At 74.6% G+C, this 24,831-nt stretch carries 23 protein-coding genes; 4 read left to right on the forward strand and 19 right to left on the reverse strand.

Features of this window, described 5'->3' with window-relative positions; all coding sequences use genetic code 11:
• Positions 1–27: 27 nt before the first annotated feature.
• From ACZ6Q9_RS03625 to ACZ6Q9_RS03635, 3 genes are all read right to left on the reverse strand, one after another.
• Entirely contained in the window at positions 28–1,011 is a 984-nt protein-coding gene (locus ACZ6Q9_RS03625; RefSeq protein WP_393451397.1) for an aldo/keto reductase, read from the reverse strand.
• Positions 1,012–1,055: 44 nt separating this feature from the next.
• Positions 1,056–4,685 (reverse strand): amino acid adenylation domain-containing protein, encoded by a 3,630-nt coding sequence (locus ACZ6Q9_RS03630; protein ID WP_396827612.1) that lies wholly within the window; start codon positions 4,683–4,685, stop codon positions 1,056–1,058.
• Positions 4,686–5,140: 455 nt separating this feature from the next.
• Entirely contained in the window at positions 5,141–5,938 is a 798-nt protein-coding gene (locus ACZ6Q9_RS03635) for a S1 family peptidase (RefSeq protein ID WP_393451391.1), read from the reverse strand.
• Between the two features lie 194 nt (positions 5,939–6,132).
• On the opposite strand from ACZ6Q9_RS03635, the gene ACZ6Q9_RS03640 reads away from it, so the two are divergent.
• Positions 6,133–6,399, forward strand: a complete 267-nt coding sequence (locus ACZ6Q9_RS03640; RefSeq protein ID WP_393260704.1) for a hypothetical protein — start codon at positions 6,133–6,135, stop codon at positions 6,397–6,399.
• A 205-nt stretch (positions 6,400–6,604) separates the two neighbouring features.
• Here the strand turns inward: ACZ6Q9_RS03640 and ACZ6Q9_RS03645 are convergent, their stop codons facing one another.
• Positions 6,605–7,150 carry a hypothetical protein gene (locus tag ACZ6Q9_RS03645; RefSeq protein ID WP_393451388.1) on the reverse strand — a complete coding sequence of 182 codons (546 nt, stop codon included), beginning with the start codon at positions 7,148–7,150 and terminating at the stop codon, positions 6,605–6,607.
• Between the two features lie 108 nt (positions 7,151–7,258).
• Between ACZ6Q9_RS03645 and ACZ6Q9_RS03650 the strand changes: the two genes are divergently transcribed.
• Both ACZ6Q9_RS03650 and ACZ6Q9_RS03655 read left to right on the forward strand, forming a co-directional pair.
• On the forward strand, positions 7,259–8,491 hold the full coding sequence (locus ACZ6Q9_RS03650; RefSeq protein ID WP_396827614.1) for a GNAT family N-acetyltransferase: 1,233 nt from the start codon (positions 7,259–7,261) through the stop codon (positions 8,489–8,491).
• A gap of 61 nt (positions 8,492–8,552) precedes the next feature.
• Positions 8,553–8,876: a hypothetical protein gene (locus ACZ6Q9_RS03655; RefSeq protein WP_393260712.1), complete on the forward strand. Its 324-nt coding sequence runs from the start codon at positions 8,553–8,555 to the stop codon at positions 8,874–8,876.
• Between the two features lie 143 nt (positions 8,877–9,019).
• Here ACZ6Q9_RS03655 and ACZ6Q9_RS03660 read toward each other — a convergent pair whose 3' ends face one another.
• The 4 genes from ACZ6Q9_RS03660 to ACZ6Q9_RS03675 all read right to left on the reverse strand — a co-directional run bounded on the left by ACZ6Q9_RS03660 (position 9,020) and on the right by ACZ6Q9_RS03675 (position 12,232).
• Positions 9,020–9,487 (reverse strand): ribose-5-phosphate isomerase, encoded by a 468-nt coding sequence (locus ACZ6Q9_RS03660; protein ID WP_350708454.1) that lies wholly within the window; start codon positions 9,485–9,487, stop codon positions 9,020–9,022.
• Between the two features lie 71 nt (positions 9,488–9,558).
• Complete coding sequence (locus tag ACZ6Q9_RS03665) at positions 9,559–10,758, reverse strand: DUF1015 family protein (protein ID WP_396827617.1); 1,200 nt, start codon at positions 10,756–10,758, stop codon at positions 9,559–9,561.
• A 147-nt stretch (positions 10,759–10,905) separates the two neighbouring features.
• On the reverse strand, positions 10,906–11,331 hold the full coding sequence (locus tag ACZ6Q9_RS03670; protein WP_396827618.1) for a hypothetical protein: 426 nt from the start codon (positions 11,329–11,331) through the stop codon (positions 10,906–10,908).
• A 277-nt stretch (positions 11,332–11,608) separates the two neighbouring features.
• Complete coding sequence (locus ACZ6Q9_RS03675) at positions 11,609–12,232, reverse strand: mycothiol-dependent nitroreductase Rv2466c family protein (protein ID WP_396827620.1); 624 nt, start codon at positions 12,230–12,232, stop codon at positions 11,609–11,611.
• 210 nt (positions 12,233–12,442) lie between these two features.
• Between ACZ6Q9_RS03675 and pepN the strand changes: the two genes are divergently transcribed.
• Positions 12,443–14,992, forward strand: coding sequence for an aminopeptidase N (gene pepN, locus ACZ6Q9_RS03680; RefSeq protein WP_393260723.1), 2,550 nt, complete (start codon positions 12,443–12,445; stop codon positions 14,990–14,992).
• Between the two features lie 133 nt (positions 14,993–15,125).
• Here the strand turns inward: pepN and ACZ6Q9_RS03685 are convergent, their stop codons facing one another.
• The 11 genes from ACZ6Q9_RS03685 to ACZ6Q9_RS03735 form a co-directional block, all read right to left on the reverse strand.
• Complete coding sequence (locus ACZ6Q9_RS03685) at positions 15,126–15,533, reverse strand: DUF5130 family protein (protein WP_393260725.1); 408 nt, start codon at positions 15,531–15,533, stop codon at positions 15,126–15,128.
• On the reverse strand, positions 15,520–15,831 hold the full coding sequence (gene ctaJ, locus ACZ6Q9_RS03690; RefSeq protein ID WP_466016085.1) for an aa3-type cytochrome oxidase subunit CtaJ: 312 nt from the start codon (positions 15,829–15,831) through the stop codon (positions 15,520–15,522). Before ctaJ ends, ACZ6Q9_RS03685 begins: the two co-directional genes overlap by 14 nt.
• 49 nt (positions 15,832–15,880) lie before the next feature.
• Positions 15,881–17,344, reverse strand: coding sequence for an amidase (locus ACZ6Q9_RS03695; RefSeq protein WP_393260727.1), 1,464 nt, complete (start codon positions 17,342–17,344; stop codon positions 15,881–15,883).
• Between the two features lie 148 nt (positions 17,345–17,492).
• Positions 17,493–18,527 (reverse strand): amidohydrolase family protein, encoded by a 1,035-nt coding sequence (locus tag ACZ6Q9_RS03700; protein WP_396827622.1) that lies wholly within the window; start codon positions 18,525–18,527, stop codon positions 17,493–17,495.
• Complete coding sequence (locus ACZ6Q9_RS03705) at positions 18,527–19,051, reverse strand: 3-hydroxyanthranilate 3,4-dioxygenase (RefSeq protein WP_350708470.1); 525 nt, start codon at positions 19,049–19,051, stop codon at positions 18,527–18,529. Before ACZ6Q9_RS03705 ends, ACZ6Q9_RS03700 begins: the two co-directional genes overlap by 1 nt.
• Positions 19,048–19,476: a RidA family protein gene (locus ACZ6Q9_RS03710; protein ID WP_396827625.1), complete on the reverse strand. Its 429-nt coding sequence runs from the start codon at positions 19,474–19,476 to the stop codon at positions 19,048–19,050. The genes ACZ6Q9_RS03705 and ACZ6Q9_RS03710 overlap by 4 nt, the downstream gene beginning before the upstream one ends.
• A 124-nt stretch (positions 19,477–19,600) precedes the next feature.
• The gene (locus tag ACZ6Q9_RS03715) at positions 19,601–20,374 is read right to left on the reverse strand and encodes a 2-keto-4-pentenoate hydratase (RefSeq protein ID WP_396827627.1); all 774 of its coding nucleotides are present in this window, start codon (positions 20,372–20,374) and stop codon (positions 19,601–19,603) included.
• A gap of 173 nt (positions 20,375–20,547) precedes the next feature.
• Positions 20,548–21,606 carry a 4-hydroxy-2-oxovalerate aldolase gene (gene dmpG / locus ACZ6Q9_RS03720; protein ID WP_396827629.1) on the reverse strand — a complete coding sequence of 353 codons (1,059 nt, stop codon included), beginning with the start codon at positions 21,604–21,606 and terminating at the stop codon, positions 20,548–20,550.
• The gene (locus ACZ6Q9_RS03725) at positions 21,603–22,559 is read right to left on the reverse strand and encodes an acetaldehyde dehydrogenase (acetylating) (protein ID WP_393451363.1); all 957 of its coding nucleotides are present in this window, start codon (positions 22,557–22,559) and stop codon (positions 21,603–21,605) included. Before ACZ6Q9_RS03725 ends, dmpG begins: the two co-directional genes overlap by 4 nt.
• A complete protein-coding gene (locus tag ACZ6Q9_RS03730; protein ID WP_396827631.1) occupies positions 22,556–23,353 on the reverse strand; it encodes a 2-keto-4-pentenoate hydratase in 798 nt (265 codons plus the stop codon). Before ACZ6Q9_RS03730 ends, ACZ6Q9_RS03725 begins: the two co-directional genes overlap by 4 nt.
• Positions 23,350–24,831, reverse strand: a complete 1,482-nt coding sequence (locus tag ACZ6Q9_RS03735; protein WP_393261635.1) for a 2-hydroxymuconic semialdehyde dehydrogenase — start codon at positions 24,829–24,831, stop codon at positions 23,350–23,352. The genes ACZ6Q9_RS03730 and ACZ6Q9_RS03735 overlap by 4 nt, the downstream gene beginning before the upstream one ends.

Genomic DNA, 24,831 nt, shown 5'->3' on the forward strand with positions numbered 1-24,831 from the left:
GCGCGCCGCCGAGGTGGTGGACGGGCCTCACTGGGACCACCAGGTCGGCTTGCGGTCCCAGCGGTGGTCGCGCAGCGTGTCGAGCAGCCCGGCGTCCAGCGGCGCGCCGTCGCTGACGGCCAGGTTGGCGCGGACGTGCTCGACGCGGCGCATGCCGGGGATCACCGTGCTCACCGCCGGGTGGTGCAGGATGAACCGCAGCGCCAGCTCCGGCATGGTCGTCCCCGGCGGCACGTCGGCGGCCAGCCGCTCGGCGCGCTCCACGCTGGGCAGCAGGTTCTCCGGGCCGAAGTACGTGCTGCGCCAGTCCTCCTCCGGCCACGTGCTGTCGGCGGTCAGCGTGCCGGTCAGCGTCCCCTCGTCGAACGGCACCCGGGCGATGATCCCGATGTCGTCGCGCTGCGCGCGGGGGAACAGCTCGTCCTCGGGCGCCTGGTCGAAGATGTTGTAGATGACCTGGACGACGTCGATCAGCCCGGTGTCGAGGGCGGCGTGGCAGTTCGTCGGCTCCCACCGGTTGACGCTGATCCCGACGCCGTCGACGAGGCCCTCCCGCTTGAGGTCCGCGACGGTCTCCTGCCAGCGGCCGTCGGCCGCCCAGCGGTCCTCCCAGACGTGGAACTGGAGCAGGTCGATCCGGTCCACGCCGAGGTTCTCCAGGCTGTGCCGGGTGTACTCGCGGATGTGGTCGGCCGGGAAGACGTCGTCCAGGGTGTCCTGCGGGCCGGGCGGCCACTCCCGATTCTTCGGCGGGATCTTGGTGGCCAGGTAGAGCCGGCGGTCCGGGTGCCGGCGCACGAGGGCGCCGAGCAACCGTTCGCTGACGCCCCGCCCGTAGACCCAGGCGGTGTCGAAGAAGTTGCAGCCCCGTTCCACCGCCTCGTCCAGGCAGGCCGGCGCGGTGTCGTAGTCCCAGCCGGTGAAGCCGCCCGGTCCCCCGCCGATGCCCCACATCCCGTACCCGACCTCGCTGACCTGCCAGCCGAGCCGACCCATCCTGCGGTATCGCATTCCACTCCCTCGTCCGTGCCGATCGCCGCGCCGCGCGCGGCTGGTCACCCTGGTCCGGCCGGCAGCAGCAGCCGGTCGGTCGCCCGTCGCTCGTGCTCGCCCAGCCACGCCCGGTAGGCGCCGACGGACGGCCCGAGCCGGTGGTCGGTGAAGCCCCGGCGCCGTTCCAACTCGGCGCAGCCGTCGCGGCGGAACAGCCGGGGGTTGTCGGTGAGCAGCGTCGCGAAGACCGCCCGCAGCCGCTCCTCGTCGGCGCCGGCCCCGGCCGGGAACAGCGCGAGCAGCACGGCGGCGGCCCGGTCGCCGTCGGTCGCCGCCTCGCGCAGCGCCGCCACGAAGCGCACGCAGCTCACCCGGGGCAGGGCGTCCGCGCCGGCCAGCGGCAGGTCGGTGAAGTCGACGCTCACCGGGTGCAGGACGTGCAGCGCGCCGCCCCACAGCCGCGGGTCGACGACGGCGGCGACGATCCGCCGCGCGGCCCAGTCCACCGGCGTCCAGTCGGAGCGGACCGACGCGTCGGGACGCATCCGCAGCCGGTGGCAGGCGGCCAGCAGCAGGTGGGTCAGCGCCCGGGGGTTGGGCTGCCCGTCGTCCGCGGCGGGCATCACCTCCCCGAGACGCAGCACGGTGACGGTCGCGCCGCGCCGCCGGGCCTCGGCGAGATACCGCTCCGCCACCCACTTCGACCGGCTGTAGCCGCTGGTGGGCGGGACGACGAGGGCCGGGTCGCACCCTTCCGGCAGCGGGTCGGGGCGGCGGGCGGCCTCGGTGTCGAGGACGCCGAGGGTGGAGACGTGGTGCAGCGGCTTCGGCCGGCCGGTCAGCGCCAGCCGGAGCAGCTCGGCGGTGCCGAGGACGTTCGCCTGGCGGTGGGCCCGGTAGTCGAACAGGAAGTTGACCAGCGCCCCGGCGTGCAGCACGAGGTCGCAGTCGTGGGCCAGCCGGGCCCAGGTCTCCGGGTCCAGGCCGAGGGCGGGGCGGGCCAGGTCCGCGGCGTAGCCGTGCAGGCGCAGGCCGTGGCCGGGCCGCCACAGGCCCCGCTCGGCCAACGCCCGGACGACGCGGGCGGTGGCCTCGGCGTCGTCGGCGGCCCGCGCGAGGCACAGCACCCGGACGTCGGTGGTGGCGAGCAGTTCGTGGACCAGCCGCGCGCCGACGAACCCGGTGGCGCCGGTGACCAGGACGGTGCGCGGCGACCGGCGCCGGGCGACGGGGCGCACCGGCAGGTCGGCCGGGACGGCCGCGTCGCGTTCCACCAGCTCGGCCTCGGTCTCGGCGGGGTCGGCCGCGCGCAGGCGCGCCGCGACCACCCGGGCGAGCCGGGCGGCGGTGGGGTGGGCGAAGAGGTCCTGGACGCCGACCCGGACGTGGTGGTCGGTGCCGAGCGCGGTCACCACGTCGAGCGCCTGGAGCGAGTCGCCGCCCGCGTCGAGGAAGTCGGTGTCCGGGTCGAGGTCCGGCCGGCCGAGAACGGTCCGGAACACGGCCAGCACCCGGTCCGGCAGCGTACGCGCCTCGGCGCGCGCGGCGGCCGCCCGCGCCCGCTCGGCGAGCGTACGGTCGAGCCAGGTCTCCAGGGCCCGCCGGTCGACCTTGCCGTTGCCGGTGAGCGGCAGCGCGTCCCGCACCACGACGTGCCGGGGCACGTGGGGCCGGGGCAGCAGCCGGCGCAGGTGCGCCCGCAGCGCCGGCTCGGTCACCTCCGGGTCGGCGGCGACGAAGAGAGCCAGCGACTTCCCCCGGCCCTCCCGGGCGAGGAGGACCTTCGCCTGCCGCACCCCGGGCAGCCGGGTGGCGGCGGTCTCGATCTCGCCGGCCTCGATCCGGACGCCGTTCACCTTGAGCTGGAAGTCGCGCCGGCCGACGAAGTGCAGTCGACCGTCGGCGGCGAGACGGCCCAGGTCCCCGGTGCGGTAGAGCCGGGTGCCGGGGATGCCGGGCAGCGGATTGGGGACGAACACCTCGGCGGTGCGGGCCGGGTCGCCGAGGTATCCCCCGCCGAGGCAGACCCCGCCGATGACGATCTCGCCGGTCGCGCCGGGCGGCAGCGGGCGCAGCCCGGCGTCCACCACCGCCGCGTAGCAGTTGTCGATGGGCCGGCCGATGGGGATGACGTCGCCGTCGGACCGGGTGACGGTGTGGAAGACCATGCCGATGGAGGCCTCGGTCGGGCCGTACCCGTTGGTGGCCGACACTCCCGGCACCAGGTCGGCCAGGCGGTGCACCGCCCACGGGTCGATCTCCTCGCCGCCGACGATCACGTGCCGCAGCGTGGCGACGGCGCGGCGGGCCGCCGGGTCCCGGTCCAGGACCGACACCAGCGCGCCGAGCACGCTCGGCACGAAGTCGGTCATCGTGACGGCCTCGTCGGCGATGGTGCGGACGGTCCGTTCGACGTCGAGGAAGCCGCCCTCGACGGGCACCACCACCCGGCCGCCGGTGGTCAGCGGCCAGAACATCTGCCACACCGACGAGTCGAAGGTGTGCCGGCTGTTCTGTAGCACCACCTCCGCGCCGGTGGCCGCGAAGTAGCGGGTCATGAACCGGAACCGGTTGGCGATGCCGTCGTGCCGGTTGACGGCGCACTTCGGGGCGCCGGTGGTGCCGGACGTGAAGATGCCGTAGATCAGGTCGCCCGGGCCGACGGGCGTCCGGGGCCGGCGGCGGGTCGGGGTGATGTCGTCGAGGTCCACCGGCAGGCAGGGAACGCCCCCGGTGTCGGGACGCGGGTCGCCGCCCCGGACCACGGCGAGCCGGGGCCGGATCACCGCCAGGGACGCGCGCAGCCGGTCCGCCGGCCAGCCGGGGTCGACGGGCACGAAGGCCGCGCCGAGCTTCATCAGGGCCAGGTCGACGACGGGAAGTTCGAGGCCGTCGGCGAGGAGCACGGGCACCACGTCGCCCCGCCCGATCCCCCGGCCCGCGAGGGCGGCGGCGACGCCGTTGGCCAGGTCGTCCAGTTCGCGATAGGTCAGCGAGCGCCCCCGGAACGACACCGCCCGGCGCTGCGGATGCAGGTCGACGCGGTGTTCGATCATGCGCGGCACCGCCACGAAGGGCCCGTCGTCGTGCCGGCGGCCGGCCCGCTCCACCAGCGCCCGGGAGGCGGGCCCGAGGGCCGGCGCCGCCGACGTGGGCGACGCCGGGTCGGCGAGCAGGGCGGCGAGCAGTTCGGCGTACATCTCCGCCACGGCGGCGGCGTCGGCCGACCATGGATCGTCGGCGGCGCAGCGGAGCACGACCGCGACCGTCGTGTCGGTGACGTCGGCGGTGAGCAGCACGGGTGGCGCGCCGGCGGACGGTGCCGGCGAGCCTCCGTCGAGGAGCACGAGGACGTGGTCGACGCCCTCGTGGTCGAGCGCGGCGGCGCACGCGCGGACCATGGCGCGCGCCCGGTCGCCGGGCATCCGGTGCAGGTCCGCCGGCCAGACCGGCAGGTCCAGCACCTCCGCGCCGGCCCGGACCCGCACCGGTGCCTGGCGGCCCAGGCGGTCGAGCAGTTCCACGGCGGCCAGGGCGGCCGTGGACACCCGGTCGCGGCTGCCGCCGGCCGCGCCGCCCGGGTCGGCCGCGGGGTGCGGCCCGGTGGTCGCCGGGCGGGTGGCGGTGTACCGGTACGTGGACCCGTCCGAGACGGGAACCGGTGCCGCGGACCCGCTGTCGCCCGACCTCATCGCGCCTCCTGTCCCGAGCCCGTGCGGCCGTCGGTCGCAGCCGCGGAGGGAGCTGTGCCGACCCGCCGCACGCCGACAGTGATCGGCGTCGGTCGATGGACGGCCGCTGGTCATGGACACTAGAGGGCTGATCGACGGTAGGGAATATGCAACTTTCTGCTACATCGATGGTTGTCACTTGCCTGCGTCGGCGGCGGTCGCCGCGCCCCCCGGACGCGCGACCGCCCGGGAAACCGGCCCGCGACCAGCCGATCCTCCGGACCCCGCCGGCCGGGCACGACGATTCCGCACCCGCCGCCGCTCGGGCGGCCGGGGCCGGGACGGGGCCGCGCGGCACGCTCTCGTCACCCGATCGGGCAGGGCGGATCACGCCCGGTAGTCGGCGTCGCGAGGGCGGACACGCGCGGGGACCCGGCCGGACGGGCCGGCCGGGTCCCCGCACATCGTTCCCGCGACTAGCCGCCGAGGCTCGCCGCCGCCGAGGCGATCGCCGGGGCGAAGGTGCTCACCTGGGTGTAGACGCCGGGGTAGTTGGGCCGGGCGCAGCCGTTGCCCCAGCTCGTGATCCCGACCTGGATCCAGGCGTTGGTCGCGTCCCGCCGGAACATCGGGCCGCCCGAGTCGCCCTGGCAGGTGTCGACCCCGCCGCTGGCGTAGCCCGCGCAGATCTCCTCGCTCGGGATGATCTGGCCACCGTAGTAGGAGTTGCAGGTGGCGTCGCTGACGAACGGCACGGTCGCCTTGCGCAGGTAGCGCTGCTGCGCGCCGCCCTCCTGGGTGGCACCCCACCCGGCGACCGTGAAGGTGCCGTTGTCGTACGCGGTGCTGGTGGCGATCTTGAGCGTGGGCAGCGTGGTCACCGGGGTGGCCAGCCGGATCAGGGCCCAGTCCTTGCCGTTGCCGTTGTAGCCGGGCGCCCGGTAGACGTAGTTGGACCGCACCTGGATCCGGCTCGACGACTGGAGGTCCACCACGCCGAGGGTGGCGGTGATGCTGGTGTTCGCACCGGTCCCGCCGACGCAGTGCGCGGCGGTCAACACCAGCCGGGGGCTGTAGAGGGAGCCGCCGCAGCCCATCGAGAGCCGGACCATGAAGGGGAACTCGCCCTGTGCGGCGAGGGTGCCGCCGACGACGTACGGAGTCACGTCCGACGCGGGCCTGGCACCGGCCGGAACGGCCAGGACGAACGAGCCGGCGGTGACCGCCACCAACGCGGCGGCCAACCGGCCGATGAGTCTGCGCCAACGGACCATGGGAGCCTCCCCGAGCTTCGCGGCGCGCGGGGGTCGACGCGCCGGCATCCGATGGCGGGATCCTATGGACATATATCGATGATCGGCAATGTTCGGGCCCATCCCGCGTCGGTCATACCGCCGCGCACCGGGCGGCGACCTCCCCGCGGGAGACCGCCCGTTTTGCGTCGGGACCGCCCGGGTACCGCAGCCCCATGGACACGAACACGAAGGCACACCTGGTCGGCGGCCCCCGGGACGGCAGCACCATCGACGCGGGCGGCGACGCCCTCGTGGAGGTGGAGATCGACGGCATGATGCACCGCTACATCCGCACCACCAGGCAGCACGGCGAGGACGGCACGATCTACAACTACGACGGGATGGTTGCGCCGGACGGCGGGCAGCCCGGCGTCGAGGACCCGGCCGCCCGGGTGGCCTCCCCGAAGGCGGACGCGGAGGGCCACGGCGGCAAGCACTGACCGCCGGGTCAGGCCGGCCCGGGCGCGGATGAACCGCGACCCGCCGGGTAAGCAGCGGCCGACCTGGTGGAGTGGAGAACGACCGGGGTCGCGACACGCGACCGGGCGCGCGGGCGGGCGGCGGACGCCGACCCGCCCGGGCGTGCGGTCAGTCCCGGGGTGATGCGGTTTCTCCGGTCAGTCCCGGGTGATGCCCGCGGTCCGGTCAGTTCCCGGTGATCCAGTTCCAGGCCGACACGACCCACTCGGTCTGCTGCAGGTAGGCGATGCCGAGGCCGGCCAGGAAGACCGCCGTGACCAGGTGCGCCCCGCGCGCGCTGCGGCGCACCCGGCCCAGCTGCCGCTCCAGCACCACGCGGCCGAGCAGCCGGGCCAACGCGAAGAGACCGGCCGCCACCAGCAGGCTCAGCACGAAGATCAGCAGCGGCCCGGCCAGGTCGCCGCCGCCCGAGATCGCCCAGATCCCCCAGCAGACGAACGCGAAGAGCGCCCCGGCGGCGCTCCACTCGCCGCCGCGCTTGAGCTGCGCGACGTGCCAGCTCAGCGGGCGCCGCGGCGCCGGCCCGTCGGGCCAGCCCGTGCCGGTCGGCTCCTGCCCGACCACGGGGAACGGTTCGGTGCGCGGAGCCCGGGGCTGCCCGACCGAGGCCACCCCCCGCCGGTACGCGTCGCGCTGCGGCGGCACCCCGACACCGGGCTGCGGCGGCACCTCGACGGTTCGCTCGGCCCACGGCTGTGTCTGGTCGGCCATCTCGTCCCTCCCTGGACCGACGGCGACCACCGGCCACCGTCCGGCTTCGAGGGTAGCCAGCCGGCAAATCGGTCGCCGAGCCCGCACCGATCGGCTAGACACAGCGGCGTGACGAAACCCCCACTCGCGGCCGGGACCGCCCGCGCCGATGACTTCGACGAGCTGGCCCGGCTGCTCGGCCACCTCTTCCACGCCCCGGCCGACCCCGAGGCGCACGAGATCGAGCGGGCGCTCTTCGAGCCCGAGCGCACGCTGCTGATCCGGGACGGCGGCGAGGCGGTGGCGACCGCACGGGCGTTCACCCGGGAACTCACCGTGCCGGGCGCACGGGTGCCGGCCGCCCACGTCAGCGGGGTGGGCGTCGCACCCACCCACCGACGCCGGGGACTGCTCACCCAGCTCATGGTGCGACAGCTGCGGCAGGTGCGCGACGAGGGCCGGGAACCGGTGGCGGTGCTGTGGGCCAGCGAGGGCGGCATCTACCCCCGCTTCGGCTACGGCCTGGCCGCCCAGCGGCTCTCCGTCCAGTGCGCCACCGTCGCGCTGCGGATGCCGGACCGTACGCCCGCGGAGGGCCGGCTGCGCCTGGCCGCGCCTGCCGACTGCCGGGCCGAGCTGGCCGGGGTGTACGACCGGGTGCGCCCCGAGCGTCCCGGCTGGTCCAGCCGCGACGAGGCGTGGTGGCGGTACGTGCTGGGCGACCCGGCCGACCGGCGGGGCGGCGCCACCGAGCGCCGGGCGGTGCTGCACGAGGGGCCGGACGGCGTGGACGGGTACGGGCTCTTCCGTACGCGCGCGAACTGGGAGAGCGTCGGGCCGAACGGGATCACCACGGTCGACGAGGTGGTGGCCGCCACCCCGGCGGCGTACGCGGCGATGTGGCGGATGCTGCTCTCGCTCGACCTGGCCGGGCAGCTCTCCTTCGGGGCGGGCGCGGTGGACGAGCCGCTGCTGCGGCTGGTCAACGAGCCGCGCCGGCTGGGCGCACAACTGGTCGACGCGCTCTGGCTGCGGGTGGTGGACGTGCCCGCCGCGCTCGCCGCCCGCCGCTACGCGACCGGGGTGGACGTGGTGATCGAGGTCACCGACGAGCTGCTCCCGGAGAACGCCGGCCGCTGGCACCTGAGCGGCGGGCCGGGGCGGGCCGGGTGCGCGCCGACGGACCGGCCGGCCGAGCTGGCCTGCGACGTGCGCTGCCTCGGCGAGCTGTACCTGGGTGGCGCCGGACTGGCCGCGCTCGCCGCCGCCGGCCGGGTACGCGAGCTGCGTCCCGGCGCGTTGGCCGCCGCAGGTCCGGCCTTCGGCTGGCACCGGGCCCCCGCCGGCATGGACGTGTTCTGACCACCAGGCCACCGGCGCGGGCGGGCCGGCGGCGGTGGGCCTCGGGCGGTACGGTCGGCTGATGGGGGACGTGGAGCGACGGCGCCGCCGGCTACGGCACTCGGGCGGCGACCCGGGCCCGCCCGAGGGACCGCAGGCCACGACCCCGGGCGTGCACGACGGCGGCGCCGAGCCCTCGCGCGGTCGCCGGGGCGGCCCGGGCGACGAGGGGGAGCGCGGCCTGCGCGGCCTGGTCGGCTCCGGCTCGTCCCAGGTGAGCGTGACGGCCGCGATGCGGGCCCGCGACGCCGCCCAGCCGACCGACGAGGACCTGGCCGCGGCCGAGGAACGCGTGGTGGTCATCCGCCGGAACTGGACGCCCCGCGAGGACCTTCCCCGCCGCTGACGCCGAACCGCAACTGACGCCGACCCGCGCCGCCCGGCGATCCTGGTACGGAGGCGACCCCACGGGGGCCGCTCCGCACCAGGATCCGGGACAGGCGCCGTCAGGTGCGCCGGGCAGGGATGGCGCAGGTGGGAGGCGGCGGGTCAGGGAAGGGCGGGCAGTTGGCGGGTGCGCTCGTAGTCGGCCATCTGGCCGATCCGGCGGGCGTGCCGCTCGTTGCCGGAGAACGGAGTGGTCAGGAACGCCTCGACGATGGCCGTCGCCTCGTCCAGGGTGTGCTGGCGCGCGCCGACCGCGACGATGTTCGCGTCGTTGTGCTCGCGGGCGAGCTGGGCGGTCTCGATGCTCCAGGCGAGGGCCGCGCGGACCCCGGTCACCTTGTTCGCGGCGATCTGCTCGCCGTTGCCGGAGCCGCCGATGACCACCCCGAGGCTGCCGGCGTCCGCCACCACCCGGTCACCCGTGTGCAGGCAGAAGGCCGGGTAGTCGTCGTCCGGGTCGTAGGCGTGCGGGCCGACGTCGACGACGTCGTACCCCTCCTTGGTCAGGTGGTTGACCAGGTGCACCTTCAGCTCGAAACCGGCGTGGTCGGATCCCAGGTAGACGCGCATACCGCGCAGTCTGTCAGGGCGCGCGCCCGGGACGCCGCGCGGGCGGCGCCCCGGGGCGGATTCGTCACAACTCAGCGGGACAACTCGGCGACCACCAGGCCGCCGCGCGCCTTCGGGGTGAACCAGGTGCTCTTGCGCGGCATCTTCTCCCGCGCCAGGTTGACGGCCACGAAGTCGTCCACGGTCACCGGGGCGATCAGGACGGCCAGCTCGGCCCGACCCGCGTCGACCTCCCCGGTCAGCCAGCTCGCCGGGTAGTCGCCGCCGACGTAGGTGATCCGCTTGTCGCCCGGGTCGAGCCCGAGGGCGTCGCGCAGCAGCAGCCGCTCGACCAGCGCGTGGTCCAGGTTCTCCAGCCGGCCGCCGCCCACCTGCGGCAGGGTGACGGCGTACCCCCGGTCGGGGAGGCGGAGGTGGACGGTGCCGCCGGCCGCCGGGACCTCGACCGGTCCGTCGATCGGGGCGACCTCCGCGCCGGCGGCGCGGAGCCGGTCGAGCAGCTCGTCGGCGGTGGTGGTCAGCTCGCTGACCAGCCGGTTGTAGGGCTGGATCGCCACCGACGCCGGCGTCGTGATCACCGACAGGAAGCGCGGCAGCCCGCCGGTCTGCGCGGCCAGGCTGCGGTGGTTGCCGTCCGCCACGACCAGCTCCCCGCCGCCCGCGAGCGCGGTCAGCTCGTCCTGCTCCGGGCCGGGGCCGAGCAGCCAGATGGCGTGGGTGCGTCCGGCCTGGTCGGTGTCGGTCGCCGCGGGCGCCCCGGCCGCGTCGGTCGCCGCCGTGAGCGCGGCGTGCAGCTCGTCGCCGCGCCCGGTCTGCAGCAGCAGTACGGGCGAGAGGAGGTGACCCAGCGCCTCGGCCAGCGCCACCCGCTCCCGCACCTTGGCGATGAAGACGTCCTCGTTGCGGATGACCAGACCGGGCTCGTCGGCCCGGGTGGAGATCTGGTCGGTGTCGGTCATGGCCCAGAGCCCGTACGCCGTCTCCTCCCCCGGCGCGCTGATCCGGTAGAGGACCACGACCTGCTCGGCCGGGGTGTAGCTGCCGTCGGCCTTGGCCTCGGCGAGGCGGGTCACCGCGTCCGGCAGGGCGTCGAGGAAGGACTTCCCCAGGCTCTCCGGCGCCCGGTGCGGCATCTCGATGCCGAGGGCACTGTGCGGGTTCGCCTCGATGATCGCGGTGATCTCCGCGTCGTCGGCGAACTCGTCGTAGTTCTGCGCGCCGGTGCCGCCAGTGGTGATCCAGGCCCGGGCGATCGGATGCACGACCGTCATGTGCGACCACGCTACCGGCGACGCGACTGCCGGCGTGACGGGACCCGCGCGGCGTCCACCAGATGAAAGAGCGGCCGTGCCGGGGCCACCGCTTCGGGTGGTGCGGCGGCCACGCCGCCGGCAGGCCGTGTCCGCGCCCGCCGGTGGCTACTTCGCCGGCAGGCGGTGCCGGCCGGCCGACGCGGGAACGCCCGCCGGTCGCCGACCCGACCCGCCCGGCGCGGCGGGCACGATCGTCCGCGGCCCGGCCACCGACGCCGGCCGGTGCTCGGCCGGGGCGTTGCGTCGCTGCTCGGTCGGGGCGTTGCGTCGCTGCTCGGCCGGCGGGCCGAGCCGGTGGTCGGCCGGCGCGTTCCGCCGGTGCTCGGCCGGCGGGGTGAGTCGGGAGGTGGCCGGCACGCGGGCGACGCCGACCACGATCGGCGGGGCGAGCAGGTCCGCCATGTGTGCGGGAAGGTCGGGGCGGACCGCCGGCCAGCGGGAGTCGTCGACCGACCAGTACGCCGCCTCCGGGCCCTCGGTCACCTCCTCCCCGGTCAGCGGATCGTCACCGGAAGCACGGTGCTTGGCCATCGGGATTGCCTCCACGAGCTGCGGGGTGCGGCCCTGCGGGTCGCTGCGGCGGACACCGAAGAGAACGAGTCCGCCGGCCCCCCGGTGACGCCGGGGACCGCGCCCCGCCGGGCCCCGGCTTCGCCGGGCCGCGGCGCCACGTCGGCACCCCGCCGCAACGCGCACATCGGCACCCGGCCGCAACGCGCACGCCGGCACCCGGCGCCGGACCGGCGGCACCCGGCCCCGCGAGCCGTGCGCCCGGTCCGGTCGGCGCACGGCTCGCGGGCCGTGGAGGTCAGTCGAAGATGGGGCCGAGCTCGCGGGAGCGCTTGAGCTCGTAGAAGCCCGGGGTGCCGGCGACCAGCAGGACACCGTCCCAGAGCCGACCCGCCGCCTCACCCTTCGGGCGCGGGGTGACCACCGGGCCGAAGAAGGCGACCGTGCCGCCGTCCGGGCCGGGCGCGTGGATCACCGGGGTGCCGACGTCGGTGCCGACCGGGCGCATGCCGGCCTCGTGGCTGGCCCGCAGCGCCTCGTCGTAACCGGCGCTCTCGGCGGCTTCGGCCAGCGCCGGGTCGAGCCCGGCGTCGGCCAGCGCGGCCGCGAACAGCTCCGGCGAGAGCTTCTCCTGCCCGAGGTGGATCCGGGTGCCCAGCGCGGTGTAGAGCTTCCGGACGGCCTCCTGGCCGTACCGCTGCTCGGCCGCGATGCAGACCCGCACCGGGCCCCAGCCCGTGCGCATCAGCTCCTGGTACTTCTCGGGCACCTCCCGGCCCTCGTTCAGCACCGACAGGCTCATCACGTGGAAGCGGATGTCCACGTCCCGGACCTGCTCGACCTCCAGCAGCCAGCGGGAGGTGATCCACGCCCACGGGCAGATGGGGTCGAACCACATGTCTACGGCGACACGCTCGCTCACGGTGGGTCCCTTCACGACAGGTGGCGCCGCCTTCGGCGCCTTCCCCGATCTTCACCCCGCCGGCCATCGACCGGCACCGGAATGAGAGCGTGACCTCGCCCACCGCGGGGTGTTCGTGCATGGAAGACTCGAATCCGGCCGTCACGAGCGGTCGGTGACGGCGCCAACGAGGCGTACGGCGAGACGGGATGGAGACGAACAGTGCCGGGAGTGCGCAACCTGACGCAGGTCGAGGCCACCGAGCGGGCCCGCCTGCTCGACGTGACCGGGTACGACATCAGTCTGGACCTCTCGACCGCCGTCCAGGCGGCCGAGGGTCGCACCTTCCGATCCACCACCGAGATCCGGTTCCGGTGCGCCGAGCCGGGGTCGAGCACCTTCATCGAGGTGGCCGCCGACTCGGTGCGGTCGGCGACGCTGAACGGCGCCCCGGTCGACCTCGGCGGCTGGTCGGCGGAGAAGGGTCTGACGCTGTCCGGGCTGGGCAGCGAGAACACGCTGGTGGTCGACGCGGACTTCGCGTACTCGAACAGCGGGCAGGGCCTGCACCGCACGGTCGACCCGGTCGACGGCGAGACCTACCTCTACAGCCAGTTCGAGACGGCGGACGCGCAGCGGGTCTTCGCCTGCTTCGACCAGCCCGACCTGAAGAGCGTCTACACCTGGCACGCCACCGTCCCGGACCACTGGAAGGTGGTCTCGAACATGCCGGTGGAGCGCGAGGAGCCGGCGGGCGAGGGCCTCAAGACGGTGCACTTCGCCACCTCCGCGCGGATGAGCACCTACATCACCGCGCTCTGCGCCGGGCCGTACCACGAGGTGCGGGACAGCCACGACGGCATCGACCTGGGGGCGTACTGCCGCGCCTCCATGGCGCAGTACATGGACTCGGACGACCTCTTCCTGATCACCAAGCAGGGCTTCGACTTCTTCCACGAGCAGTTCGGCGTCCGCTACCCGCTGCCCAAGTACGACCAGCTCTGGGTGCCCGACTTCAACGCCGGCGCGATGGAGAACTTCGGCTGCGTCACGCACGCCGAGGCGCACTACATCTTCCGCTCGCAGGTGACCGACTTCGAGTACGAGCAGCGGGCCAACACGATCCTGCACGAGCTGGCCCACATGTGGTTCGGCGACCTGGTCACCATGCGCTGGTGGAACGACCTGTGGCTGAACGAGTCGTTCGCCGAGTGGGCCAGCCACTGGTGCAACACCCACGCGACCCGGTTCCGCGAGGCGTGGACGACCTTCCTCTCCATCCGCAAGAACTGGGGCTACCGGCAGGACCAGCTCTCCTCCACCCACCCGGTCTACTGCGAGATGCCGGACCTGGAGGCCGTCGAGGTCAACTTCGACGGGATCACCTACGCCAAGGGCGCCAGCGTGCTCAAGCAACTGGTCGCGTACGTGGGCGAGGAGCCGTTCCTGGCCGGTCTGCGGGCGTACTTCGGCAAGCACGCGTGGGGCAACGCCACCTTCGACGACCTGCTCACCGAACTGGAGGCCGCCTCCGGCCGGGAGCTGCGCAAGTTCGCCGCGCAGTGGTTGGAGACCGCGCAGGTCAACACGCTGCGGCCGGAGGTGACCATCGGGACAGACGGCGCCTACGAGAACGTCGTGGTGCGCCAGGAGGCGCCGGCCGGGTACCCGACGCTGCGCACGCACCGGATCGGGGTCGGCCTCTACGACCTGACCGACGGCCGGCTGGTCCGCCGCGAGCGCCTCGAGGTCGACGTGACCGGCGAGCGGACGGAGCTGGCCGAGCTGCGCGGCGTGCGCGCCGCCGACGTGCTGCTGCTCAACGACGACGACCTCACCTACACCAAGCTGCGGCTGGACGAGCGGTCGATGGCCACCGTGGTGCAGCACATCGCCGGGCTCGAGTCGTCGCTGGCCCGCGCGCTCTGCTGGACGGCCGCCTGGGACATGACCCGGGACGCCGAGCTGGCCGCCCGCGACTACGTGGCGCTGGTGCTGGCCGGGCTGCCCGCCGAGACCGACATCAACCTGGTCACCGCGACGCTGCGGCAGGCCACCACGACGCTCACCGTCTACGCCGACCCGGCCTGGGCGCCGACCGGCTGGGCGGAGCTGGCCCGCACCGCCCGCACCGCGTTAGCCGCCGCCGAGCCGGGCAGCGGCTTCCAGCTCGCCTGGGCCCGGGCGTACGCCTCGGCGGCCCGCTCCGCCGAGGACCTGGCGACCCTGCGCGGCTGGCTGGCCGGCAGCGGCGTCCCCGCCGGGCTGACCGTCGACACCGAGCTGCGCTGGACGGTGCTGGACGCGCTGGTCGCGAACGGCGCGGCCGGTCCCGCCGAGATCGAGGCCGAGCTGGCCACCGACCGGACGGCCAGCGGCGACCGGGAGGCGGCGCACGCGCACGCGCTGGTGCCGACGGCGGAGAACAAGGCCGCCGTCTGGGCGGAGCTGACCGGGCCGGAGGCGCTGCCGAACTGGCGGCACCGGGCGCTGCTGCAGGGCTTCACCCACGCGGCGCAGGTCGAGCTGACCGCGCCGTACCGGGAGAAGTACTTCGCCGCGGTGGGCCAGGTGTGGGCCAGCCGGGACAGCGAGCCGGCGCAGGAGTTCGCGCAGCTGGCGTACCCGACGTACCTGGTGGAGGACGAGACCGTGGCGGCGACCGACGCGTGGCTGGCCGCCGACGGGCACCCGGCCCCGCTGCGCCGGCTGGTCGCCGAGGGCCGCGACGGCGTCGTCCGGGCCCTCAAGGCCCGCGCCAGGGACGCCCGGAGCGCCTGAGCAGGTCCGACAGGCCGGGGCCGGCGTGGGGAGACCCGCGCCGGCCCCGGCCTGTGTCGTGCGGGTCCCGGGCCCGCTCACGACGAAGCCCGGTCCGCACTGGCGGACCGGGCTTCGGTGTGAACGGGGGCGCTCAGCCCTTGCCGGCGTGGCTGGCGAGCTGGTCGAGGCCGTTGATGATGCCGCCGGTCAGGTCGCCGCCGCCGAAGGCCGCCACCATGGACAGGGCGGCGAGCCGGGCGTACGTGTCCGGGATGCGCTTGCGGGCGTGCCGGCCGGTGACGATCTCCAGCTGGCGCTGGTTCGGCGACACCGCGATCAGCACCGACCGGTCCGGCTCGGCGAGCTGGCGGTGCAGCCGCTCGGCGTGCTCCCGGATCGGCTCGTCGAGGCCGCCGACGAACACCGAGAAGACCAGGCCGGTGCCCTGGTCGGCCAGGCGCAGGGCCTCGTCGATGCGCAGCAGCTGTCGGGTCGTGAACGGCCCGTCCAGCACCTCGGGCGGATTCCCCGTCCCGACCTGCTTCTCACCAACGGTCACTTGCGCCTCCGGTTCCACCGGCCGGCGCCTCGATGCCGGCCTGCTCCTGCTTGCGGCTGGTCAGCGCCGGCGCCTGCGCGCCCGCTGCCAGGGCGGTGCCGGCCGAGTCGGCCAGCTGCTCCGGACGGCCCAGGAACCAGACCGGAGTGAAGTCGAAGGGCCGGCCCGGCCGGTAGCGCTTGTCGCCGCCACCACCGCCACCACGGCTACCGGCGTACGCCAGGCCGGCGATCACCAGCACCGCGGCCGCCGGGATGCCGACGAAGACCAGCAACGTCTCGGTTACAGACAATCCCAACGCCCCCAGGCGGAAGAAGAGACCTCGAACATCCGGGTCGGGTGGACGATCATGGTGCCGACCGCCCGACTCCGCTGCCATTCACGTTAGCGGAGCCGACGGCCCGCCAGATTGCGGGGTGGCGTTCCCACCCGCCACTGGAGTTCTCCAGTTGCGCAGCGGTGGCGACCAACCTCGCGTCGTCGCCGTACCGGCCGGTGAGCAGGACGCCCACGGGCAGGCCCTCGGCGGTGACGCCGACCGGCAGCGAAACCGACGGATCGCCGGTGACGTTGAAGACGGCGCAGTACGGCGAGAACCGGCGTTGCCGGTCGAAATCCTCCGCCGGGTCGCCGCCCTCGGCGAACCAGCCCACCGGGGCTTGGGGCGCGGCGAGCGTCGGGCAGAGCAGCAGGTCGCACCCGGCGGTGCGCCGGACACCGAGGCGCACCTGCGCCTGGAGCTCGCCGAGCGTGGCGGTGAGGGTGCCGGCGGAGACCTCCGCACCCCGAGCGCGCAGGTGGCGGGTCAGCGGCAGCAGGTCGCCCTCCCGCTCCGGCGGCACGGGCGCGAGCGCCAGCACGTACCAGACGATCTCGAACAGCGGCCACACCGCGGGCCCGAACGGCGCCGGGACGTCGACCACCTCGTGCCCGGCAGCGGTGAGGAGCGCGGTGGCCCGGTCCACGGCGGCGACGCAGTCGGGGTGGACCGGTTCGTCGGCGAGCATCGGGGCGGTGAACCGGCCCACCCGCAGCCGACCGGGCTCCGCTGCCCGGGCCGCGGCGAGGAAGCCGCCGGCCGGCGGGGCGGGCGCCAGGTAGGGCTCGCCGGGCACCGGCTGGGCCAGCACGTCGAGCAGGGCCGCCACGTCGGCGACCGTCCGCCCGACCGGCCCGTTGGTCGGCAGGCCGTAGGCGCCGAACCCGACGGGGCCGCCGGGGACCAGGCCCCGGCTCGGCTTGTAGCCGACCAGCCCGCACAGCGACGCCGGGATGCGCAGCGAGCCGCCGCCGTCGGAGCCCTGGGCGACGGGCACCAGCCCGGCCGCGACGGCCGCCGCCGCCCCGCCGCTGGAGCCCCCGGCGGTGTACGCCAGGTCCCACGGGTTGCGGGCCGGCGGGGCGACCAGCCCCTCGGAGTAGAGCGAGCAGCCCAGCTCGGAGGTGGTGGTCTTGCCCAGGCTGACCAGCCCGGCCGCGCGCATGAACCGGACCACGTCGGCGTCGACGGGCGGCACGAAGTCGGCGAACGCGGCCGAGCCGAAGGTGGTGCGCACCCCGGCGGTGAGGGTGAGGTCCTTGATCGCCGTCGGGACGCCGTGCAGCGGGCCGCGTTCCCCGGCGGGCGCGGCGTCGGCGGCGCGGGCCGCCGCGCGGGCCAGCTCCGGCGTGACCGTGACGAACGCGCCGACCGTGTCGCCGAGCGCGTCGACCCGGGTGAGGTGGTGCTCGACCAGCTCGACGCTGGACAGCTCGCCGCGGGCGATCGCGGCGGCCTGCTCCAGCGCGGTCAGGTCGTGCGGCTCGGCCATCCCGTCATCCTGCCTGGTCCGGCCGCCGCTTTGCCGGACGACACGACCGGCCGGCCCGGCGAGGGGCCCATGTCCCCCGGCACGACGGAACCGGCCGGTCCCTCGCCGAACGCGCCCGTGCGACGTACGGCACTCCTGCCCCGTCCCGTTACCGGCCGAGGAAGCTCAGCGCGTTGCCGCCGAGCAGCTTGGCGCGCTGGTCGTCGGTGAGGAAGTCCGCCTCGCGCACCACCCGCCCGACCGGCCGCTCCCCCAGCGGGTACGGGTAGTCGCTGCCGAGCAGCACCCGGTCGGCGCCCATCGTGTCGACCAGCAGCCGCAGCGCCGGCCCGGAGAAGACGACCGAGTCGACGCGGAACCGGTCGACATAGGAACTGGGCGGGGCGGCGGAGGATCCGCGTACCAGATCGCCCCGGCGGTGCCAGGCGTTGTCGGCGCGGCCCAGCCAGAACGGGAAGCTGCCGCCGCCGTGGGCGAAGCAGATCCGCAGCGTGTCGGGCACCTTGTCGAAGACGCCGCCGAGGATCAGCGCCAGCACCGACAGGTGCGTCTCGGCGGGCATGCCGGTGAGCCAGCGGGCCATCCAGCGGTCCAGCCGGGGGCCGCCCGGCATGTCCCACGGGTGCACGAAGACCGGCGCGCCGACCTCGGCGCAGTGGGTCAGGAACTGCACGATCCCGGCGTCGTCGAGGTCGCGGTCGCCGACGTGGTTGCCGATCTCCACGCCCGCGTGCCCGGCCGCGAGGCAGCGGTCCAGCTCGGCGCAGGCGGCGTCCGCGTCCTGCAACGGCACCTGGCAGAACGGCACCAGCCGGTCGCCGCCGGCGGCCGTGACCTCCAGGGTGAGGTCGTTGAAGATCCGCGCGACCTTCGCGGCCTGGTCGGCGGGGCGGTCGTAGCCGAAGAAGACCGGGGTGGGCGAGACGACCTGCACGTCGACGCCGTCCGCCGCCATGTCGCCGACCCGCGTCGGCGCGTCCCAGCACTCCGCGCCGACCGGCCGGAACTCCGTCTCCCCCACCATGATCATGGCGGCGCGCTCGGAGTCGACCCGCAGCCAGGGCCAGCCGGACCCGCCGCACGCCGCGGCCAGGTCCGGCCACCCCCTCGGTACGACGTGCGTGTGCACGTCGACCACCGGGAACCGCGCCTGCCCCGGCAGGCCCTCGGCGGGAACCGCCATCAGCCCTTGCCCGGGTGCAGCGCGCCGCAGTTGTCGCAGGTGCGCGCCTTCTCGTCGGCGTAGAACGCCTGGAAGACCGGGGGCAGGTCGGCGGCGATGTCGCGGACCTGCAACTCGACCTCGTGCACCTTGTGGCTGCACTCCGGGCAGTACCACTGGAACCTCTCCAGCGTGCCCTCCTCGCGGACCCGCTCGATGACCATCCCGATCGAGCCGGCCTCCGGCCGCTGCGGCGAGTGCGGCGTGTTGCGCGGCAGCATCCACATCTGACCCTCGCGGATGTGCACCGTCCGCGGCCCCTCCGGGGTCATCAGGTTGACGTGCATGTTGCCCTTGACCTGGTAGAAGAACTCCTCGTACGGGTCGACGTGGAAGTCGGTGCGCTGGTTGGGCCCGCCCACCACCATGACGATGAAGTCGTCGCTGCCCGGCAACATCTCCTTGTTGCCCACCGGCGGCTTGAGCAGGTGCTGGTTCTCGGCAATCCAGCCCGGAAAGCTGAACGGCTCGGCGATCTCACTCACGACTGACCTCCTGCGGGAAGAAGGGCCACGGCCTGAATCTCGATGAGCAGGTGCGGGTGCGGCAACTGGTGCACGGCGACCGTCGTGCGGGTCGGGCCGGTCGCGTCGAAGAACTCCGCCCAGACCTCGTTGTAGCCACCGAAGTCGTTCATGTTGACCAGATAGGTGGTGACCTGCACGAGGTCGGACAGGTCCGCGCCGACCGAACGCAACAGGTCCCGGATGTTCTCGATCACCGCCCGGGTCTGCACCCGGATGTCGAGGTTGGTGGTGCCGAACTCGTCCACCTCGACGCCGGCGAAGGTGTTGTCCGGCCGCCGCGACGACGTACCGGAGACGAAGACGAACCCGCCCGCCACCTTGACGTGCGGAAACGCCCCCCGCGGCACGGCCTTCCCCGCCACCACGCGCGCCTCGCCGCTCATGACGCACCAACCGGAACCGACGCGCGAGCAACGACCACGACGGGGTTCCGGGCAGCCCGCCCGGCGCAGGGATCAAGCCTGACCGCCCGGAGCCGGGTGGGCTGCCCGGAACCCCCGACGCCGATCACGACGAAGCCCGCAGCGACGCCGTGCCGAGCTTCTCCACGACGGCCCGGACGTGGGCACCGGGACGCAGCGGCACGGCGGCGGTGGCCGCGCCGGCCAGGAACACCCAGCCCTCGCGGAGGCGCACCCCGTGCCGACCCGCGAGGCGGATCCCCTCGTCCAACGCCCGGCGCGGGTCACCGAGGATCGCCGCGGTCGAGCCGACCTGGGCCACCCGCCCGTCGACCTCCAGCAGCACGCCCAGGTTGTCCAGCCCGTCCGGCACCGGGCACCACGGCCCGACCACGAACGCGGCGGCCGACGCGTTGTCGGCGACCACGTCCGGCAGCGAGAAGGTGAAGTTCGCGTACCGGGAGTCGATCAGCTCGATCGCCGGGGCGACCGCCCGGACCGCGTCGGTGAAGTCGCCGACCGGCTCGCCGGGCTCGGGGAGCCGGTCCAGCAGGAACGCCACCTCCGGCTCGGCCCGGGGATGGATGTAGTCGCCGACCTCGACCGTGCCGCCGTCGGGCACCCGCATCGTGTCGGTGAGCCGGCCCCAGATCACCTCGTCCACGCCGACCTGGGCCATCTTCGCCTTGCTGGTCAGGCCCATCTTCAGCCCTACCAGCCGCTCGCCCCGGCCCAGCCGGCGCTGGAGCAGCGCGGTCTGCACCGCGTACGCGGCGTCGACGTCCAGGCCGGCCTCGGCCGCCAGTTGCGGGATCGCGGTGGCGGTGTCGGCCGCCGCGCCCAACCGCTCGGCGATCCCCGCCGTGTCCGGGCCGATCACCGTGCCACCTCCGTTCGCGACTGCGGGGCTCGCAAAACCGGCTCACTCCTCGCGCTCACCGTGCCACCTCCGTTCGCGACTGCGGGGCTCGCAGAACCGGCTCACTCCTCGCGCTCACCGTGCCACCTCCGTTCGCGACTGCGGGGCTCGCAGAACCGGCTCACTCCTCGCGCTCACAGCGATTCCTCCTTGCCGGCAAGGTCCAGCGCCACGTCCACGATCATGTCCTCCTGCCCGCCGACCATCCGGCGCCGGCCCAGCTCGACCAGGATCGACCGGACGTCCACGCCGTACTTGTCCGAGGCGCGCTCGGCGTGCCGCAGGAAGCTGGAGTAGACCCCGGCGTACCCCAGCGAGAGCGTCTCCCGGTCGACCTGCACGGGCCGGTCCTGCAGCGGCCGGACGACGTCGTCGGCGGCGTCCATCAGCGCGAAGACGTCGCAGCCGTGCTTCCAGCCGTGCAGCTCGGCGACGGCGACGAAGACCTCCAGCGGCGCGTTGCCGGCACCGGCGCCCTGCCCGGCCAGTGAGGCGTCCACCCGCACCGTCCGGCCGTGCGGCGCGCCGAGCGGGCCGTCGCCGAGGATCCGCCCGTGCTCGACCGCGACCACACTGTTGGCCACCCCGAGCGACAGGTTGTGGTGGGCGTGGATGCCGATCTGCGTCGCCGGCTCCAGCACCTGCCGGTACGCGTCGACCCGCTCGGCCACGTCGGACATCAGCAGCCGGCCACCGGAGTCGGTGACGTAGACGCAGTGTGCCCCGTACGACTCCATCAGTCTGGCCTGGGCGGCGAGCCCGGCCGGATCGTTCATGTGCGACATCATCAGGAAGCCGGAGACGTCCATGCCGTTCTCGCGGGCCCAGGAGATGTGCTGGGCGGAGATGTCCGCCTCGGTGCAGTGGGTGGCGATCCGCACGCTGGTCACCCCGAGCGCCTTCGCCGCCCTCAGGTCGGCGATGGTGCCGATGCCGGGCAGCAGCAGGGTGGTCAGCTTCGCGGTCGTCAGCACCTCGGCCGCCGCCGAGATCCACTCGGCGTCGCTGGCCGCGCCGTGGCCGTAGTTGACGCTGGAGCCGGCGAGCCCGTCGCCGTGCGCCACCTCGATGGCGGCCACCCCGGCCGCGTCGAGCGCGGCGGCGATGGTGCGCACCTGTTCGACGGTGTAGCGGTGGGCGATGGCGTGCATGCCGTCGCGCAGCGTCACGTCCTGGATGTACAGGTCGGTCATGCGGTCACCTCCACGGCGGCGTCGCGGTCGGTCACCGCCGCGCGCAGGGCCACCAGCCGCTCCGCGGTGCGCAGCGCGGCCGAGGTCATGATGTCCAGGTTCCCGGCGTACGCCGGGAGGTAGTGCCCGGCGCCGGAGACCTCCAGGAAGACGGAGACCTGCAACCCGGTCAGGTGCCGACCCAGCGACGGCACGTACGTGTCGACCCGGTCGAACTGCACGTCCTGCTTGAGGCGGTAGCCGGGGACGTACTCCTGGACGGTCGCCACCATCCGCGCCACCGAGGCGGCGATCGCGGCGCGGTCAGCGTCGGCGTCCGGGCAGAGGCAGTAGACCGTGTCCCGCATCAGCAGCGGCGGGTCGGCCGGGTTGAGCACGATGATCGCCTTGCCGCGCTCGGCGCCGCCGACCACCTCGATCGCCCGGGCGGTGGTCTCGGTGAACTCGTCGATGTTCGCCCGGGTGCCCGGCCCCGCCGACTTCGAGGCGATCGAGGCGACGATCTCCCCGTACGCGACCGGGGTGACCCGGCCGACGGCGGCGACGATCGGCACGGTGGCCTGCCCGCCGCAGGTCACCATGTTGACGTTGCGCTCGTGCAGGTGCTCGTCGAGGTTGACCGGGGGCACGACGTACGGGCCGATGGCGGCGGGGGTCAGGTCGACCACGGTGCGGCCGTGCTCCCGCAGCACCGCGTCGTTGTGCCGGTGCGCCCCGGCCGAGGTGGCGTCGAAGACCAGCTCGACGTCGGCGAACTCGGGCATCGCGACCAGCCCGTCGACGCCCTCGGCGGTGGTCGCCACGCCGAGGCGCCGGGCCCGGGCCAGGCCGTCGGAGGCCGGGTCGATGCCGGCCATCGCCACCATCCGGAGACCGTCACTCAGACGAAGAACCTTGATCATCAGATCGGTGCCGATGTTGCCCGACCCGATCACCGCCACCCCGACAGTCATGCCGCCTCCTCAGAGGACGAGAAACACGTCCGGACCGAGCCGAGGCCGGAGACTCGCGCCTCGTACGCCGCGCCCGGGATCACCGGCACCATCGGGCCGAGCGCCCCGGAGAGCACCACGTCGCCCGCGCGCAGCGGATCGCCGGAGCGGGCCAGCGTCTGCGCCAGCCACTCCAGCGCGTGCAGCGGGTTGCCCAGGCAGGCCGCGCCCGCGCCGACCGACACCGGCTCCCCCGCGTGTTCGAGGACCATTCCGCACAGCCGCAGGTCCACGTCGGCGAGGCGGCGCGGCGTGGTGCCCAGCACGAACAGGCCGCTGGAGGCGTTGTCGGCGACGGTGTCCACGATGGAGATGTCCCAGCCGGCGACCCGCGAGTCGACGATCTCGATCGCCGGCAGCACGTGGTCGACCGCCCGGACCAGGTCCGCGGTGGTGACCCGCTCGTCGGGCAGGTCCGCGCCGAGCACGAAGGCGACCTCCGCCTCCACCCGGGGCTGGAGCAGCCGGTCGATCGCCACCTCGGCCCCGTCCGGCACCGCCATCGCGTCGGTCAGCACGCCGAAGTCCGGCTGGTAGACGCCGAGGCCCTCCTGCACCGCCCGCGAGGTCAGCCCGATCTTCGCGCCGACCCGGCGGTGGCCCCGCTGCAACCACTGTCGCACCTGGAGCTGCTGGACGAGGTACGCCGAGGTGACGTCCCCCTCGGGCAGCAGCCGCCCGCGCAGCGGCGGGCAGGGCTTGCCGCTCTCCCGTGCCTCGACCAGTTCCCGGGCCGCGGCCTCGTAATCGATCATGAGAAGTCCACGCAGACGTTGGTGAGTTCGGAATAGAAGTCGAGCGAGTGCACGCCGCCCTCGCGCCCGATCCCGGACGCCTTCACCCCGCCGAACGGGGTACGCAGGTCGCGCAGGAACCAGGTGTTCACCCAGACGATGCCGGCGTCGAGCCGGGCCCCGGCCCGGTGCGCCCGCCCGACGTCCCGCGTCCAGACCGTCGCCGCCAGGCCGTACTCGGTGCCGTTGGCCAGCGCGTACGCCTCGTCCTCGTCGTCGAACGGGGCGACGTGCACCACCGGGCCGAAGATCTCCTCGGTGTTGGTGCGGGCGTCCGGGCCCAGCCCGGTCAGCACCGTCGGCTGCACGTACGCGCCGCCGTCGCGGGCGTCGCCGAAGGCGGGCGTGCCGCCCCCGGCCAGCACCTCGGCGCCCTCGGCGCGGGCGAGGTCGTAGTGGCCGAGCACCTTGGCGCGGTGCTGGTGCGAGATCAACGGCATGTTGACGGTGGCCTCGTCGGCCGGCCAGCCGTACGGCAGCTCCCCAGCCCGCTTCGCGAGCCGGGCGGTGAACTCCTCGAACACCGGGCGCTGCACGTAGATCCGCTCCGTACAGAGGCAGACCTGCCCGCCGTTGGTGAAGCTGGAGCGGACGGATCCGGCCACGGCCGCGTCGAGGTCGGCGTCGGCGAAGACCAGCCCGGCGTTCTTGCCGCCCAGCTCGAAGGAGACGGCCTTCACGCCGTCGGCGGCGGCCCGCATGATCGCGCCGCCGGTGGCCGACTCGCCGGTGAAGGTGATCGCGTCGACCCCCGGGTGGCGGGTGAGGAACTCCCCGGCCGAGTCCGGGCCGAAGCCGTGCACCAGGTTGAACACCCCGTCCGGCACGCCGGCGGCGGCCATCACCTCGGCGAGCAGGGTCGCCGAGGCGGGAGTCTCCTCGCTGGGCTTCACCACCACGGCGTTGCCGCAGGCCAGGGCCGGGGCGACCTTCCAGGTGAGCAGCAGCAGCGGCAGGTTCCACGGCACGATCACCGCGACCACGCCGACCGGCTTGCGAACGGCGTAGTTCAGCGCCCGGCCGCCGGTCGGGGTGACCGTGGTGAACGACTCGGTCGGCGCGGTCGCCACGATCTCGGCGAAGGCGCGGAAGTTCGCCGCGCCGCGCGGGATGTCCAGGGTGCGGGCCTGCGAGATGGCCTTGCCGGTGTCGGCGACCTCGGCGGTGACCAGGTCGTCGAAGCGGCGCTCCAGCTCGTCGGCGACCCGGCGGAGCACCTCGGCGCGCTCCCGCTCCCCCATCCGGCCCCACGGCCCGCGCAGCGCCGCCCGCGCGGCGGCGACGGCGTCGTCCACGCGCGCCCGGTCGGCCTCCACGACCTCGAAGACCGGCTCGCCGGTGACCGGGCTGCGCTTGGTGAACCGACGCCCGGCGTCGACGAACTCGCCGCCGACGAAGTTGCGTAGCAGACCCGGGCCGTCGGGCGCCCGCCCGGTCAT

It is taken from the genome of Micromonospora sp. NPDC049139 (assembly GCF_055586845.1).

Bases quoted from the DNA above. Each gene is read 5' to 3' on its own strand.
- ACZ6Q9_RS03625 (WP_393451397.1), bottom strand. From the start codon at position 1,011: ATGCGATACCGCAGGATGGGTCGGCTCGGCTGGCAGGTCAGCGAGGTC.
- ACZ6Q9_RS03630 (WP_396827612.1), bottom strand. From the start codon at position 4,685: ATGAGGTCGGGCGACAGCGGGTCCGCGGCACCGGTTCCCGTCTCGGAC.
- ACZ6Q9_RS03635 (WP_393451391.1), bottom strand. From the start codon at position 5,938: ATGGTCCGTTGGCGCAGACTCATCGGCCGGTTGGCCGCCGCGTTGGTG.
- ACZ6Q9_RS03640 (WP_393260704.1), top strand. From the start codon at position 6,133: ATGGACACGAACACGAAGGCACACCTGGTCGGCGGCCCCCGGGACGGC.
- ACZ6Q9_RS03645 (WP_393451388.1), bottom strand. From the start codon at position 7,150: ATGGCCGACCAGACACAGCCGTGGGCCGAGCGAACCGTCGAGGTGCCG.
- ACZ6Q9_RS03655 (WP_393260712.1), top strand. From the start codon at position 8,553: ATGGGGGACGTGGAGCGACGGCGCCGCCGGCTACGGCACTCGGGCGGC.
- ACZ6Q9_RS03660 (WP_350708454.1), bottom strand. From the start codon at position 9,487: ATGCGCGTCTACCTGGGATCCGACCACGCCGGTTTCGAGCTGAAGGTG.
- ACZ6Q9_RS03665 (WP_396827617.1), bottom strand. From the start codon at position 10,758: ATGACGGTCGTGCATCCGATCGCCCGGGCCTGGATCACCACTGGCGGC.
- ACZ6Q9_RS03670 (WP_396827618.1), bottom strand. From the start codon at position 11,331: ATGGCCAAGCACCGTGCTTCCGGTGACGATCCGCTGACCGGGGAGGAG.
- ACZ6Q9_RS03695 (WP_393260727.1), bottom strand. From the start codon at position 17,344: ATGGCCGAGCCGCACGACCTGACCGCGCTGGAGCAGGCCGCCGCGATC.
- ACZ6Q9_RS03700 (WP_396827622.1), bottom strand. From the start codon at position 18,527: ATGGCGGTTCCCGCCGAGGGCCTGCCGGGGCAGGCGCGGTTCCCGGTG.
- ACZ6Q9_RS03710 (WP_396827625.1), bottom strand. From the start codon at position 19,476: ATGAGCGGCGAGGCGCGCGTGGTGGCGGGGAAGGCCGTGCCGCGGGGG.
- dmpG (WP_396827629.1), bottom strand. From the start codon at position 21,606: ATGACCGACCTGTACATCCAGGACGTGACGCTGCGCGACGGCATGCAC.
- ACZ6Q9_RS03725 (WP_393451363.1), bottom strand. From the start codon at position 22,559: ATGACTGTCGGGGTGGCGGTGATCGGGTCGGGCAACATCGGCACCGAT.
- ACZ6Q9_RS03730 (WP_396827631.1), bottom strand. From the start codon at position 23,353: ATGATCGATTACGAGGCCGCGGCCCGGGAACTGGTCGAGGCACGGGAG.
- ACZ6Q9_RS03735 (WP_393261635.1), bottom strand. From the start codon at position 24,831: ATGACCGGGCGGGCGCCCGACGGCCCGGGTCTGCTACGCAACTTCGTC.